This window comes from Streptomyces sp. NPDC001137, from assembly GCF_040298885.1.
Taxonomy (GTDB): domain Bacteria; phylum Actinomycetota; class Actinomycetes; order Streptomycetales; family Streptomycetaceae; genus Streptomyces.
Genome location: NZ_JBEPBA010000002.1, coordinates 402,681 through 416,999 on the forward strand (window position 1 = coordinate 402,681; position 14,319 = coordinate 416,999).

10 protein-coding genes are annotated in these 14,319 nt (G+C 70.7%); 5 read left to right on the plus strand and 5 right to left on the minus strand.

What is annotated here, in order from left to right; genetic code table 11:
- Nucleotide 1 precedes the first annotated feature (1 nt).
- From ABT254_RS04785 to ABT254_RS04805, 5 genes are read left to right on the plus strand one after another with little or no spacing between them, the layout of a single operon-like run.
- Nucleotides 2–1,291 carry an MATE family efflux transporter gene (locus ABT254_RS04785; protein ID WP_351463512.1) on the plus strand — a complete coding sequence of 430 codons (1,290 nt, stop codon included), beginning with the start codon at nt 2–4 and terminating at the stop codon, nt 1,289–1,291.
- Entirely contained in the window at nt 1,288–2,235 is a 948-nt protein-coding gene (locus ABT254_RS04790) for a glycosyltransferase family 2 protein (protein ID WP_351463514.1), read from the plus strand. The genes ABT254_RS04785 and ABT254_RS04790 overlap by 4 nt, the downstream gene beginning before the upstream one ends.
- A complete protein-coding gene (locus ABT254_RS04795) occupies nt 2,232–3,449 on the plus strand; it encodes a polysaccharide pyruvyl transferase family protein (RefSeq protein ID WP_351463516.1) in 1,218 nt (405 codons plus the stop codon). The genes ABT254_RS04790 and ABT254_RS04795 overlap by 4 nt, the downstream gene beginning before the upstream one ends.
- On the plus strand, nt 3,449–4,009 hold the full coding sequence (gene rfbC, locus ABT254_RS04800) for a dTDP-4-dehydrorhamnose 3,5-epimerase (RefSeq protein WP_351463518.1): 561 nt from the start codon (nt 3,449–3,451) through the stop codon (nt 4,007–4,009). Before ABT254_RS04795 ends, rfbC begins: the two co-directional genes overlap by 1 nt.
- Complete coding sequence (locus ABT254_RS04805) at nt 4,006–5,349, plus strand: glutamate-1-semialdehyde 2,1-aminomutase (protein WP_351463519.1); 1,344 nt, start codon at nt 4,006–4,008, stop codon at nt 5,347–5,349. The genes rfbC and ABT254_RS04805 overlap by 4 nt, the downstream gene beginning before the upstream one ends.
- 2 nt (nt 5,350–5,351) lie before the next feature.
- On the opposite strand, the gene ABT254_RS04810 is transcribed toward ABT254_RS04805, so the two are convergent.
- From ABT254_RS04810 to ABT254_RS04830, 5 genes are all read right to left on the minus strand, one after another.
- A complete protein-coding gene (locus ABT254_RS04810) occupies nt 5,352–6,038 on the minus strand; it encodes a phosphatase PAP2 family protein (RefSeq protein WP_351463521.1) in 687 nt (228 codons plus the stop codon).
- A 137-nt stretch (nt 6,039–6,175) separates the two neighbouring features.
- Entirely contained in the window at nt 6,176–8,356 is a 2,181-nt protein-coding gene (locus ABT254_RS04815) for a pectate lyase-like domain-containing protein (RefSeq protein WP_351463523.1), read from the minus strand.
- Between the two features lie 30 nt (nt 8,357–8,386).
- Nucleotides 8,387–9,760: a lectin gene (locus ABT254_RS04820; RefSeq protein WP_351463525.1), complete on the minus strand. Its 1,374-nt coding sequence runs from the start codon at nt 9,758–9,760 to the stop codon at nt 8,387–8,389.
- A gap of 737 nt (nt 9,761–10,497) precedes the next feature.
- Complete coding sequence (locus tag ABT254_RS04825; protein ID WP_351463527.1) at nt 10,498–11,754, minus strand: SGNH/GDSL hydrolase family protein; 1,257 nt, start codon at nt 11,752–11,754, stop codon at nt 10,498–10,500.
- 81 nt (nt 11,755–11,835) lie between these two features.
- A complete protein-coding gene (locus ABT254_RS04830; RefSeq protein WP_351463529.1) occupies nt 11,836–14,253 on the minus strand; it encodes a glycosyl hydrolase family 95 catalytic domain-containing protein in 2,418 nt (805 codons plus the stop codon).
- Between the last annotated feature and the right edge of the window lie 66 nt (nt 14,254–14,319).

Consider the following 14,319-nt stretch of genomic DNA (forward strand, 5'->3'; position numbering starts at 1 on the left):
GATGACGATCGAGGGGGAGAAGACGACCAGACCGGCCGGGTCCGCCAAGCGGGCCCTGGTCGGCCGGCTGTCCTGGGGGCTGGCCGACCAGGCGGCCTCCAGCATGTCCAACTTCGCGGTGGGCATCTACGTGGCCCGCTCGCTGGGGGTGACCGCGTTCGGCGTGTTCAGCCTGGCCTGGGTGACGTACGGCGTCGTGCTCAACGTCTCCCGCGGCCTGTCCACCGACCCGCTCGTGGTGCGCTTCAGCGGCGTGGCGGACGCGTCCTGGCGCGGGGCGGTGGCCCGCTCCACGGGGACCGCACTCGGCGTCGGCACCGCCATCGGCGCGGTGTGCTTGGCGGCCGGGCTCGGTCTCGGCGGCCGGCTGGGGCCCGCGTTCGCCTGCCTCGGCGTCATGATGCCGGGCCTGCTGCTCCAGGACGCCTGGCGGTTCGGGTTCTTCGCCGCGGGCAACGGGCGCAAGGCGTTCGTCAACGACGTCGTGTGGGGCGTCGCGCTCGTCCCCGCCATGGTCGTCGCCGCCCATGTGGGCAGCGTGGCCGCCTTCGTGCTCGCCTGGGGCGCGTCCGCCGCCGTGGCCGCCGCGTACGGTTGCCTCCAGTCCGGCATCCGGCCCCGGATGGCAGAAGCACGCGGCTGGCTTCGCGAACAGCGCGATCTCGGCTACCGGTACCTGGTCGAGAACGTCAGCCTCAGCGGCGCCAGCCAGCTGCGGGCGTACGGGCTCGGCGCGATCGTCGGGGTCGGCGCGGTGGGTGCGGTGCGGGGCGCCGAGCTCCTGATGGGCCCGTTCCTCGCCGTGCTGATGGGCCTGTCGCTGGTCACCGTCCCGGAGGCGGCACGCGTGCTGCGCCAGGCCCCGCACCGCCTCGGCGCGTTCTGCCTCCGGCTGGGCGGCGGACAGGCCGGCGCCGCGCTTCTGTGGGGCGGGGCCCTGCTGCTGATGCCCGACCGGCTGGGCGAGCTCGTGCTCGGCGATGTGTGGCACTCCTCCTCGCATCTCATCGTGGCGATCACCTTCAGCGTCGCCGGCGCGGGCCTCGGCACCGGCGCGGCAGCCGGGCTGCGTGCGCTCGGCGCGGCCCGGCGCAGCCTGCGCTGCCAGCTGTTCGCCTCCGTCTGCTACGTCGGCGGCGGGCTCGGCGGCGCCGCCCTGGCCGGCACGGTCGGCTCGGCCTGGGGTGTCGCCGCCGCGACCGTCAGCGGCTCGGCCGTGTGGTGGCTGCAACTGCGGTCGGCCCTGCGTGAGCGCGACCACAACTCCGTTCCCGAAGTGAGGACCTCATGACGGCCCAACCCAGGCTGAGCATCGGCCTGCCCGTGTACAACGGCGAGGAGTATCTCGCCGAGTCGCTCGACGCCCTGCTCGGGCAGACCTACGAGGACTTCGAGCTGGTCGTCTCCGACAACGCCTCGACCGACGGAACCGAGGACATCTGCCGCAAGTACGCCGCGCAGGACTCCCGCATCCGCTACATCCGGCTGCCCCGGAACGTCGGGGCCACCCCGAACCACAACTACGTCTTCACCCAGTGCCGCGGCGAGCTGTTCAAGTGGGCCTCGCACGACGACCTCTACGCCCGCGACCTGCTGCGGCGCTGCATCGAGGCCCTCGACGAGCAGCCCGACGTCATCCTCGCCCACGCCGACCAGGCCGTCATCGACGGCGACGGCCAGGTCAAGGTGCCCTACGAGTACACGCTCGCCACCGACTCCCCGCACGCGCCGGACCGCTTCCGCAGTCTGCTGTTCGAGCCGGGCGGCGACGACTTCTACGGGGTGATGCGGGCCGACATGCTGCGCCGGGTCAAGCCGCTCGACAGCTACCACCACGCGGACCGCACCTTCGTCGCCGAGATCACCCTGCACGGGCGCTTCCACCAGGTGCCGGAACTGCTGTACTTCCGCCGCGACCACCCCAACCGCGCCGAGCGGGCGAACCCGTCCAAGCGGGCGCGGTGCGTCAACCTGGACCCGCGCCGGGCGGGCCCGCTGCACCCGACGCCCCGGCTGCTCGCCGAGTACATCTGGGGCTTCGCCGCGGCGATCCGGCGGGCGCCGATTTCCCCGGCCGACCGGCGCGAGTGCTACCGGCACATGGGCGCCTGGATGACCAGCCGGGTCCGGCCGGGCGCCGGCGAGCGCGTCGAGGACCGCGCCCCGATCGACCCGGCAGCGCTCGGCGTCTCCGTCGACGCCCTGGTCGCGGGCCGCGAAGGGCGGCGGGCATGAAGACGGCACCACGGGTGGGCGTGTTCGGCCTCCTCGGCTCCGGCAACCTCGGCAACGACGGCTCGCTGGAAGCCGTACTCGGATACCTGCGCACCGAGCACCCGGACGCGGCCGTGGACGCCCTGTGCGGCGGGCCCGAAGCCGTGACGACCCGGTTCGGGATCCCCGCCACACGGCTGCACTGGAACCGCGCGGAGTACCGCACCGCGTCACGCGCGGGCGCGATCGCCTCGAAGGGCCTGGGCAAACTCGTCGACGTCTTCCGCACCGCCGCGTGGGTGCGCCGGCACGACGTGGTGATCGTGCCGGGCATGGGCGTCCTGGAGGCCACCCTGCCGCTGCGGCCCTGGGGCTTCCCGTACTCGCTGTTCCTGCTCTGCGCGAGCGGACGGCTGCTCGGCACCCGGGTCGCGCTCGTCAGCGTCGGCGCCGCCGAGATCCGCAACCGGCCCACCCGGGCCCTGGTGCGCTGGTCGGCGCGGCTGGCCGCGTACCGCTCCTACCGGGACGCCCAGTCCCGCGACGCGATGCGGGCGATGGGCGTGGACACCGCACGCGACGAGGTCTACCCCGACCTCGCGTTCTCCCTGCCGACCCCGCCGGCGAGCCCGCCCTCGGGCGCGCCGGGCACGGTCTGCCTGGGCGTCATGGACTTCCACGGCGGGAACGACGACCGCGCCCGGGCCGACGAGATCTACCGCCGCTACCTCGACGGGACGATCCGCTTCGTCCGCACACTGGTCGAGGAGGGCAGGCCCATCCGGCTGCTCACCGGCGACCAGTGCGATGTGGCGGTGGTCGAGGCGATCCTCGACGCGGTGGACTCGCCGCTGGTCACCGCCGCCGAACCGGCGTCACTGGCCGACCTGATGAAGGAGATGGCGGCGGCCGACACCGTGGTCGCGGTCCGCTACCACAACCTGATCTGCGCGCTGAAGACCGGAACCCCCGTGCTCGCGCTCAGCTATGCGGCCAAGAGCGACGCGCTCATGGACCGGATGGGCCTGGGCGCCTTCTGCCACCCCGCGCGCGAGGTCGACGCCGACCGGCTGCTCGAACAGTTCCGGACGCTGGAGAAGCGATCGGGGGAGCTGCGCCAGGTCCTCACCGAGCGCAACAAGGCCGCGGCAGAGCAACTCGCCGAGCAGTTCGCCGCGTTGACCGCGGCCCTGTTCCCGACGACCGACCCCTCTCACACCCTGCGGAAGGCTTGATGAAAGCGACCGAAGTCCCGGAGATCGCCGGCGCGTACCTGTTCGAGCCCACGCCGTACGCCGACGAACGCGGCTTCTTCTGCCGCACCTTCGACGCCGACGTGGTCCGCTCGGTGGGCCTCGACCCGAACGCCTTCGTCCAGGACAGCGTCTCCCGCTCGGTCCGGGGCGTGCTGCGCGGCCTGCACCTGCGCTCCGGCGCGGGCGAGGCCAAGCTGGTGCGCTGCTCGTACGGGAAGATCTTCGATGTCGTCGTGGACCTGCGCCCGGACTCTGCGACGTACCGCAACTGGGCCTCTTTCGAGCTGTCCGGTGAGACGCAGAAGACCGTGTACATCCCGGCGGGATGTGCCCACGGCTTCCAGGCTCTTACCGAAATCGCAGACACCTCTTACCGTATCGATCGTCAGCACGATCCGTCCGAGGACGTGACGATCGCCTTCGACGACCCGGAACTAGCCATCCCCTGGCCGCTGCCGGTCACGTCGATGTCCCAACGGGACCGTGAGGCGCCGAGCCTCAGCGAGGTCCTGAAGCACAAGGAGGGTGAAGTCGGTTGACCACCGAACACACCGTAGAGACATCGGAGTTCGTCCTGCCCCGGTCGCGGGCGGCGAACGAGCGGCTGCACGCCATGATCCCCGGAGGCGCGCACACCTACGCCAAGGGCGACGACCAGTACCCCGAGAACCTGGCCCCGGTCATCAGCCACGGCCGCGGCGCCCATGTGTGGGACGTCGACGGCAACCGCTACATCGAGTACGGCTCCGGCCTGCGCTCGGTCAGCCTCGGTCACGCCCACCCGCGCGTGACCGAGGCGGTGCGGGGGGAGCTCGACCGCGGCAGCAACTTCGTCCGGCCGTCCATGGTGGAGGTCGAGGCCGCGGAGCGTTTCCTGGCCACGGTGCCGACCGCCGAGATGGTGAAGTTCGCGAAGAACGGCTCCGACGCCACCACCGCCGCGGTGCGCCTGGCCCGCGCCGCCACCGGCCGCACGCGGGTGGCCCTGTGCGCCGACCATCCGTTCTTCTCCACGGACGACTGGTTCATCGGCACCACCCCGATGTCCGCCGGCATTCCGGAGACGACGAACGAGCTCACCATCTCCTTTCCCTACGGGGATCTGGCCGCCACGGAGGAGCTGCTCACCCGCTACCAGGACGAGGTCGCCTGCCTGATCCTCGAACCCGCCACCCAGACCGAACCGCCGCCCGGATACCTCGCCGGGCTGCGCGAGCTGGCCGACCGGCACGGCTGCGTGCTGATCTTCGACGAGATGATCACCGGCTTCCGCTGGTCCGAGGCGGGCGCCCAGGGCCTGTACGGCGTCGTCCCCGACCTCTCCACCTTCGGCAAGGCGCTGGGCAATGGGTTCGCCGTCTCCGCGCTGGCCGGGCGCCGCGAGCTGATGGAGCGCGGCGGGCTGCGCCACTCGGGCGAGCGGGTGTTCCTGCTGTCCACCACGCACGGGGCGGAAACGCACTCGCTGGCCGCCGCGATGGCCGTGCAGAGCATCTACGCCGAAGAGGGCGTCACCGCTCGGCTGCACGCCCTCGGCGAGCGGCTGGCGGCCGGGGTCCGCGAGGCCGCGGCCGGCATGGGCGTCGGCGAGCACATCGTCGTCCGGGGCCGGGCCAGCAACCTGGTCTTCGCCACCCTCGACGAGAACGGGCAGCCGTCCCAGGAGTACCGCACCCTGTTCCTGCGCCGGCTCCTCGAAGGCGGGGTGCTCGCCCCGTCGTTCGTGGTGAGCAGCGCGCTCAGCGACGCCGACATCGACCACACCGTCGATGTGGTGGCCCAGGCATGTGCGGTGTACCGGAAGGCACTGGACGCCGGTGACCCCACCCCCTGGCTGGCCGGACGACCCGTGAAGCCGGTGTTCCGCCGCCTGGCGTGACGTCAGCGATGCTCCAGCCGACCGGCGTCGGCCGTGCGAACGGCCCGCCGGTCGGCCACACGGTCGACGAGCCAGGCGGTCGGCGGTACCACCGCGAGTGCGGTGCACCAGCCGCCCAGCGCGTCGGTCGGGTAGTGCGCACCCAGGGCGACCTGCGCCCACCCCATCGCGGCGCCGGCCACCAGCGCCGCGCCGAGCACGAGTGACATGCCTGCCGCCCTGCCGAGGCCGAGCCGGCCGGTCGCGGCCAGTGCCGCCGTGAGGGCCAGCGCGGTGAAGAAGGCGGTGTGCCCGCTCGGGTAGGACAGGTTGCCCGCGCCGTGGATGGTGCGCCCCACCACGTGCTTGAGCAGCGTCGCCGTCCCCACGGTGATGCCGACAGCGGCCACGGCGAGCACCGCGACGCGAGGACGCCGAAGCAGCAGGCAGCCCACGACGGCGACCACGATCACCATCGCCGATCCGGCGGGTTCCCCCAGGAAGTCCAGGGTCAGAGCGACGTACCGCCACGGCGGCCGGACACTGTCCGCGGTCGGTGGGACGATCCACCGGTCCACCCTGCCGGGCTCGCCGTGACCGGCGTACAGGACCCCGATCGCGGCGACCACCAGGGCGGCGAGGACGGCGGTCAGCCCGAGCCACGGCCGCAGCGACGGGGACAGTACCGCGGGCTCCGGCCGGCCGGTCACACGCTCACCGCGCCCGGTCGGCCTGCGCCGCCGTCCAGGTCCGCTCCTGCCAGGCGATCCAACGCGAGCCCCCCCGCCGTGTCCGATTCCCCCCTCCAGCGATCATAACTGCCGGGCGGACACCCGTTCCGGGTCTCCTACGGATAGCTGGTCAGGTTCGCCACGTTGGTGCCGGAGTTGGACGGGCCGCCCGTGTTGTTGATGACGTGGCTGATGGTGCCGGTGCCGCCGAGGGAGACCGTCACCATGCTGGTGAAGCGGACGCCGGAAGTGTTCGGCGCCTCGATGGCGTGCGCGGCCACGACAGCGGGGTTGACGTTGAAGTAGCAGTAGCTGCCCAGGCCGTAGGCCTGGTGGCTGGTGACCGAGTCGGCGACCTTGTAGGCGGCGTAGCCCTGGGTGGAGCCGTTCATCCAGGCCGCCTGGTTCGGCGGGTCGTAGGGCATCTCGTTCTGGAAGAAGTACGTGCGGCCGCCGTTGCCGTTCCAGACGGTCTGGTACTTCTGGAAGTGCTCGACGAACAGGCCGTACATCGTCACGTCGTCCCCGTTGACGATCACTCCGGTGTCCGCGGTGTTGCTGGTCCAGCCGACGCCGCTGCCGTGGTCGGCGCGCCAGATCCACATGTGGTCGCCGATGACGTTGTCGCTGTTGACGATCAGGCCGGTGGTCACCTTGCCGACGCCCGCGCCGCCGACGCGGAAGTAGACGTCGTGCAGGGAGGTCGGGTCGGACGCGTGCGAGGCAGATGCGCTCGACGGTCCGACCTCCAGCAGGCTCGGCGAGTTGGTGGTGCCCGCGTCGAACAGCAGCCCCGCGATCTTCACGCCGTCGACGTCGGCGACCTTCATGGCGGTGATGCCGTTGTCGGGCACGAAGGTGGCCAGGCCCAGGCCGAGGACGACGGTGTCGGCGCGGTTGATCTGCAGGGTCTGGTCGAGGTGGTAGACGCCGGGCGTGACCAGGAGGTTCTTGCCCGCCGCGAGGGCGGAGTTGATCTGCGAGGCGGTGGCGCCCGGCTTGACGACGTAGAAGGAGTCCAGCGAGAGCGAGGAGCCCTGGGTGCCGCCCGTCCAGCTGGTTCCCGAGGAGTTGGACCGCAGGGACGGCACGAACACCTGGTAGTTGCCGGATCCGTCGACGTACAGGAACGGCTTCTCGCGGGAGACCGGGCTCTGGGCGACCGTCGTGTACGGCGGGTTGGGGAAGCTGGTGCCGGGGACGCCCGTGCTGCCGGTGAACACCATGTTCCAGTTGGATCCGGTCCAGCTGCCCAGCTGGGAGTTGCGGGTCAGCCACTGCTGCTGGCTGCCGGAGTTGACCTGGCCGTCGATCTTGCTGTCGGCGAGGAGGCCACCGCTGGACCAGCCGCCGTCGTCCAGGGCGAGATTGCCGCGCAGGTGCATCCGGCGGTACGGCGCCGCCTGCGAGACCGCCCAGCGGTCGCTGCCGCCGGTGGGGTTGACCGACAGGTTCTCCGCGCCGCGCCAGAAGTTCTGGGTGGCGTTGCCCTGGAACCAGTCGGCCTCGGCGTGCACCGCACCGTTGATCGTCACCGCGTCGGGGGAGAGGCCCAGGCCCAGCACCTGCGTGTAGAAGCCGACGTTGACGTCGGCGCTGTAGGCGCCCGGCTTGAACAGCACGGCGTAGCGCTGGGAGCCGAACTGGTTGGTCTCCTGCTGCTGGAAGATCGTGTTCAGTCTGCTCTGGATCGTGGAGGACGACATCGACGGGTCGAAGACGACCACGTTCGGACCCAGGTCGGGGTTGGCGGCCGACTGGGTCACGGGGACGACCTGGAAGCGCTGGGCGGCGGTGCCGTTGCAGGTGTACTGCACGAACTGCACGCTGTCGGCGGTCGAGGCCGCGGGGTCGTCGAGGCACTTGCCGCTGTTGCGGTTGACGAAGCGGTAGGCGCCGCCGCCCTCGTCCACCGGCAGCCACTGCTGGTTGGCGCCGCCGCCGTAGGCCCACAGATGGACCGGGGCGTTGTCGGCCGTGGAGACGTCGGCGACGTCCGCGACCTGGCCCGTGTCGTTGGCGTTGTTGATCCGGACGTATCCGTCGCTCGTGGCGGTGAAGCTCCACCGCTGCGCGGTGGTTCCGTTGCACGCGTACTGCTGCACGACGGTGCCGTTGGCGGTGGCGGCCGCCTTGGCGTCGAGGCACCGGCCGCTGGCGGCGTTCATGACGGTCGCGAAGCCGGTGGGCAGGGTGGTGGCCGCGGCGTGCGCGGGGGCGCCGGTGAGCAGGGACGCGGCGGCCGTGGCCACCACTGCGGCCGCGGCGGATCTGCCGCGCCAGGGGATGGAAGGCATGGGCAGTTCTCCTGGTCTCGTGCGGGGAGGTCAGCCGGTGTATCCGGCGAACACGCGGGTGTAGTCCCAGTCGGACTGGCTCACGCCGGAGCAGCTGTCGGCCGAGCCGCCGGTGCAGGGCCGGTCGCGGTTGGTGGACCAGAACGTGAGCCGGGCCAGATGGTGCTGCTGGGCGTAGCCGAGGATGGTCCGGAAGTCGGCCACCGTGACGGTCTCGTTGTTGTCGGTGATGCCGTTCATGGACGAGATGCCCATGTCCCGGTAGGCCGTGTCGTCGCTGTAGCCGTACGCGTTCTTCAGCGCGTTCTTGAGGCCTTCCGCGGCCCGGGTGGTGAGGCTGCCCATGTTCTGGCCGGCCCCGCCGAAGTCGAACGGCATGATGGCCCAGGCGTCGACGGTCAGCCCGGAGGACGCGGCCCGGTTGATGAGGCTCGTGTCGGGACCGCTCTGGCCGGTGCCGATGGTGATGTACACCTTCAGGCCGGGGTTGTTGGCCTTCACGGTCTTCAGCGCGTCCACGGTCCGCTGCTGCACGGTCCCGTTGCTGTAGGCGTCAGCCTCCAGGTCGATGTCGATGGCCTTGAGGCCGCCGTAGGCGTTGATGACCTTCTGGTACGCCGCCGCCAGCTCGCCCGCGCCGGCGCAGGAGCTCTCCAGCTTGTTGCCGCTGTAGCCGCCGAAGGAGGGGATCACGTCGCCGCCGTTGCCGCGCACGGTGTTGATCGTCTGCTGGTCGACACCGCCGGTCAGCGCCCGGCTGCCGTCCCACTGCGGGTTGCAGTAGCCGTTGCTGAGGACGAAGGCGAGTGTGTAGTACTTCACGCCCGTCGCGTTGGTGATCGTGGTCGGGCTCGGCGGGTCGCCCCAGCCGTTGTAGAGGTATGGCGCCACGGCCATCGGCGCGGACGGCGTGGTGCCGTCACCGGCCGCGGGAGCGGTCCACTTCTGGTTGGCGGCGCCCGTGCAGGTCCAGATCTGGGCGCGGGTGCCGTTGGCCGAGGAGTTGTCGGTGACGTCGAGGCACTTGTCCGCCTGCGGGTTGACGATGTCGTGGGCGGCGGTGACGGTCCACTTCTGGTTGGCGCCGCCGGTACAGGTCCACAGCTGGAGCTTGGCGCCGTCGGCGGTCGAGTTGCCGGTCACGTCGAGGCACTTGCCGAGGGCGCGGAGGGTGCCGTCGGAGCCGACGGTCCACTGCTGGGCTGCGGTGCCGTTGCAGTCGTAGAGCTGGACGGCCGTACCGTCCGCGGGGTTGGCGCCGGCGACGTCCAGGCACTTGCCGGCCAGCCCGGTGATCGTGCCGGTGGCGGCGTGCGCGGGGGACGCGGCGAGCAGGCCGGTGGACAGGGTGAGAGCGGTGACCGCCAGGGCGGCCGATGCGGGCAGTGGCCTGGGTCTGGGCATGGCGGGGGAGCCCTTTCGTGGGGGGTGGGGTGCTCGGGCCGCGTTCACCTTGTGAACGGGCGAGTACACGCGCGGGGTTGGGGCTGCCGGTGAAACTAAAGGTACGGACCACTTTCGTCAAGGTGTGAAGTAAGAGTTGAGGGAAGGGAGTTGCCGCGGTCCGGCCACCGGTTGCAAACGGAAGCCCCCGTGTTGCCTGTGCCGGGGGAGTGACGCGGGGATACCTCCATGTCAGAAGGGTGTGACGTAATGTCCTCAAGGCGGTCTGCGAGGCCGATCCGTCCTTCTCGAACACCTACCGTCGGCAAGGTGCTTCGCATCGCGCGTCGACACGAAGGTGCCGACAGGCGACAGCGACCGTGGGGGCCGCTGCACCGGCTGCCGGCGCGGCGCAGCAAGACGGCGCGGACTACTGGGCGTTCTGCTGGATGGCACCGCCAGGATCGGTGAAGGTCACGTTGGCCGCCGCATCCTGCGGCGGCGCACCGCTAGAGATCATCAAGGAGTACATCGAGAACCAGAAGCGACCCGACTGAGGGCAACAGTGCAGACCCATGCGCCCGTGCAGGTCACCCCTGTCTTGAAAAGCGCTTCCTCCCGGGCGTGAACGCCCGGGGGTCCGCGCTAAATCATGCTGAACACCGCCCCCTGACCCCGACCCCGAGCCGGACCTCGGGAGGCAGTGTCCGCCCGCGCTGTGAGTGCGTGCGGACACTGCCGCGTCGAGTGGCGGGGCGTCAGCTGCGCAGGAGCCGCAGGTCGATCGCGTCCGCCATGGCCTTCATGCCCGTGTCGTTGGGGTGGATGTGGTCGCCGGAGTCGTACGACGGGTTGAGGGCGGCCGGGTTTGCGGGGTCACGCATGGCCCGGTCGAAGTCGATGACGCCGTCGAAGGCGCCGCCGGTGCGGATCCACCGGTTGACGCTCTGCCGGATCGCCTCGGCGGCGGGCGTGTAGTAGCCGTTGCCCTGGTCGGGCATCAGGGTCGCCCCGATGATGTTGACGTGGGCGGCGTGTGCCTGGTCGATCAGGGTGCGGTAGCCGTTGATGAGGTCCTGGGCGGTGAGCGGTCGGCCGTCGGGGCCGGCGTTGTTGCCGATGTCGTTGATGCCTTCGAAGAGGATGACGTCTTTGACGCCCGGTTGTCCGAGGGCGTCGTGGCCGAAGCGCTTGAGGGCGCTGACCCCCTGCCACAGGTTCGGGACGTCGGTGAGGACGCGGTTGCCGCCGATGCCGGCGTCGACGACGCTCAGCCCCTGCGGGCCCGGTCCGGCGCCGAGCCGGCGGCCGAGGAAGTCGGGCCACCGGGTGTAGGTGCCGGTCGAGGAGTGGTAGCCGTCCGTGATGGAGTCGCCGACGGCAACGACGGTGCCCCTCGCGGTCGATGACAGAACGTCGAGGCCCGCGAGGTAGTACCACGAGGTCGTGGTCGTGCCGAACGCGGCGGCGCTGTCGTCGCCGGTGTGGTTGCCGGAGGCGATGTAGGTGGTGTCGAAGGCGTCGGAGTGCCAGGTCGACATGCCCGGCGCACCGGGGAGGTAGAGGCTGACGAGCAGGTTCTCGCCGGCGCCGACCGGGATCGGGACGACGTCACTGACCACCTGCTCGCCGGCCGGGATCGTGAGGCGGCGGGAGCCTGCGAAGGTGACGTTGCGGATGGTTCCGCGTGTCGCCTCGCCGCCGTCGGCCTGGACGGCCATGTCCACCTCGCCGACTTCGAGGGGGGCGCCGCTGTACCGATTGGACAGGGTGATGCGTGCGCCCCAGCCCGCGACGCTGCTGTGCACCACCATCCGGATGGTCTGGTTGTCGAAGGACGGGCCGCCGGTCGTCATGCTGGGCGACCAGGCACTGACCCTGGTGGTCTTGCCCTGCGACGAGGAGGTGGTCGCGCCTGCCACGGTGGCGGTGCTCAGCGGAACGACCGCGAGCGCCACGCCGGTCAGTGCGCCGCACACGGACAGCAGTGATCTGCGGCGCGGTGGGCGACCCACCGCCGGTCTTCCCTTTGCAGAGGACATCGTCGTTCTCTCCGCTCTTGTCGTGGTCCCATCGGGAGCAGGGCCGGACCGGACTCAGCCGAAGTTGCTCAGCATGACGGACGCCCCGGGCTTGAGGCTGACCTTCCGAGAGGTGCTGCCCGCGAAGACGGTCGTGTCGCGGCCGCCGACGCTTCTGAGCGTCAGCTGCGTGACCTTGCCGCCCCGCCATTTGAGGTCGGCGACGAAGCCGCCGCGGACACCGACGCCGGACACCGAGCCGGAAGCCGCCCAGGCGGCGGGCAGGGCGGGCAGCAACTCGACGTGACCGGGGCGCGAATAGACCAGCATCTCGATCATCGCGGAGGGGGTGCCGAAGTTCGCGTCGATCTGGAAGATGCCGCGGCCCCCTCCCATGTCCATGATGTCGAGGAGGTTGGACGCGCTGCCGTTGCTGCCGTTCACCGACGGCTTCAGGTTGTTGACGACCAGCTGGTAGGCCTTCTCCGCGTTCTTCAGCCGTGCCCAGCACAGGCTGCGCCAGGCGTTGGACCATCCGTAGCTGTTCATGCCGCGGGCGGTCAGCAGGGCCTTCGCGCCGGCGAGGATGTCCTTCGGGGTGGAGTCGTCCGGGCGGATCCGGTCGCCGGGGAAGAGACCGAACAGCGGGGAGAGATGACGGTGTGTGGTCTCGCCGAGGTTGTCGGGCGACATCCACTCCTCCAGCCAGCCGGTCTTCGGGCTGACCACGGGCAGGTAGAGGCGCTCACGCAGGCCGTCGACGGTCGTGCCGTAGGAGAGGTCCTTGCCGAGTACGCGGGTGGCGTTGCGGTAGTTGCCGAAGAGGTTCCAGACCGCTTCCTGGGCGTAGGTGATGCCCTTGGCGTCCTGCGGGCCCTGCTCGGGCGACCAGTCGCTGTCGTCGACGAGGACCTCGCGCGAGGCTCCCGAGGCGTCGGTGACGGTCGTGGTGATGAGGCGGGCCTCCCAGAACTCCACGGCGCCCTTGAGAAGGGGATAGATCCTTTCGAGGTAGGCGCGGTCCTGGGTGAACTCGTAGTGCTCGAACAGGTTCTGGCAGATCCAGGCATTGCCCGCGGGGTGCCACCACCAACCGCTGCCGCCGTAAGGGTTGGTGGAGAAGGCAACGGCCCAACCCGCGACCTTCCCGCTGGAGTTCCGGAACCTGTTGGCCGAGGTGTTGAACAGCCGCTGCGTGACGTCCGTCCACGAGGGAAGCTGTGCGAGGCAGTAGTCCGCGAAGGCGTCGAAGCACTCGGAAAGGCCCGTCCGGTCGGCCATCCAGTAGTTCATCTGGACGTTGACGTCGGTGTGGTAGTCGCCCATCCAGTCGGGGTCGTTGCCGTCCAGCCAAGGGCCTTGCAGTCCCATCGGCAGGCTGCCCCGCGATCCGGAGATCATCAGGTAGCGGCCGAACTGCAGGTAGGCCGCCTCGAGTTCGGGGTCGGGGACATCGTCCCGGTAGCGCGCCTGCACCCGCTGCCAGGTGTCCAGCCCGCGCTGGGCGGCGGACGACGTACCGAGATTGATGTCCTGCTGCTCGAACACCGGGCGGAAGTCGGCGACATGGGTGTGCAGCAGGGTGCTCGCGGCGTGACCGGCGGCGGCCAGGACCTTGGTTCGCGCCAGGCGTTGCGGCTCCACTGACGGGTCGCGGAAACCGGCGGCCGCGTCAGGGGCGTAGTTGGTGCCCCCGCTGACCACGACGGTCAGGTCCTTGCAGTGGCGGAACGAGATCGACGTTCCGTCGACGGCGACCGAGCCCGCGCTGCTGTAGGCCGTGACGGCGGCGCCGTACTTCAAGCCGTTGGCGAAGGACGCCCCGAACGAGGCACAGCGCTCCGTGCGGTTGGCCGTGGTGGTCTCACCGTGGGTGCCGGTGAGGGAGACGGTGCCGGTGTAACTGCCCCCGCCCTGCTGGGAGAAGTACAGGACGATGACGTCGTCCGGGCGGCTGGCGAAGACCTGCCGCTGGTAGGTGACGCCGGACAGGTCGTACGAGGCGCTGACGAAGCCCTGGGCCAGGTCGAGGGTACGACGGTAGTTGTTGACCGAGCCCAGGTCGTGCGCGGGGATGTCGACGGTGAGTTCGGCCAGCAGGGTCAGCGAGCCGAAGTCGTCACGGCCGTAAGGGAATTGGCCGTCGCTCTGCAGGGTGTCGTTGAGTCCGCCGGTCCACAGGGTGGAGTCGGTGATCGTCAGCAGTTCGGCGGCGGGGTCGTTGCTCGTGAGCGCTCCGAGGCGCCCGTTGCCGACCGGCAGACCCTGTTGGATCATCGAGCCGGGGGAACCGGGGGCCCGCCACCACAGCTGGTTCCTCGCGGCGGCGGCCGGGGACAGCAAGGGGGAGGACGCGGGCCGGAGGGGGGCAGCCGAGGCGGTGAAAGCGGGCAGACCGCCGAGGGCGGCGACCGCGCCGGCCGTGGAGGCGAAGGTCAGAAAGCGTCTGCGGCTCGGGTGGTTGTCGGATGACTCGGGGTGCTGAGTGTCCACGTTGTGCACTCCATGTCCGGGAGGGAAGGGCGCATGCGGGAACGACGGATGGGGGCCGTCGGGAGG

What these genes read in the sequence shown, in the direction of transcription:
- ABT254_RS04785 (WP_351463512.1), top strand. Translation starts at nt 2, where the DNA reads ATGACGATCGAGGGGGAGAAGACGACCAGACCGGCCGGGTCCGCCAAG.
- ABT254_RS04790 (WP_351463514.1), top strand. Translation starts at nt 1,288, where the DNA reads ATGACGGCCCAACCCAGGCTGAGCATCGGCCTGCCCGTGTACAACGGC.
- ABT254_RS04795 (WP_351463516.1), top strand. Translation starts at nt 2,232, where the DNA reads ATGAAGACGGCACCACGGGTGGGCGTGTTCGGCCTCCTCGGCTCCGGC.
- rfbC (WP_351463518.1), top strand. Translation starts at nt 3,449, where the DNA reads ATGAAAGCGACCGAAGTCCCGGAGATCGCCGGCGCGTACCTGTTCGAG.
- ABT254_RS04815 (WP_351463523.1), bottom strand. Translation starts at nt 8,356, where the DNA reads ATGCCTTCCATCCCCTGGCGCGGCAGATCCGCCGCGGCCGCAGTGGTG.
- ABT254_RS04820 (WP_351463525.1), bottom strand. Translation starts at nt 9,760, where the DNA reads ATGCCCAGACCCAGGCCACTGCCCGCATCGGCCGCCCTGGCGGTCACC.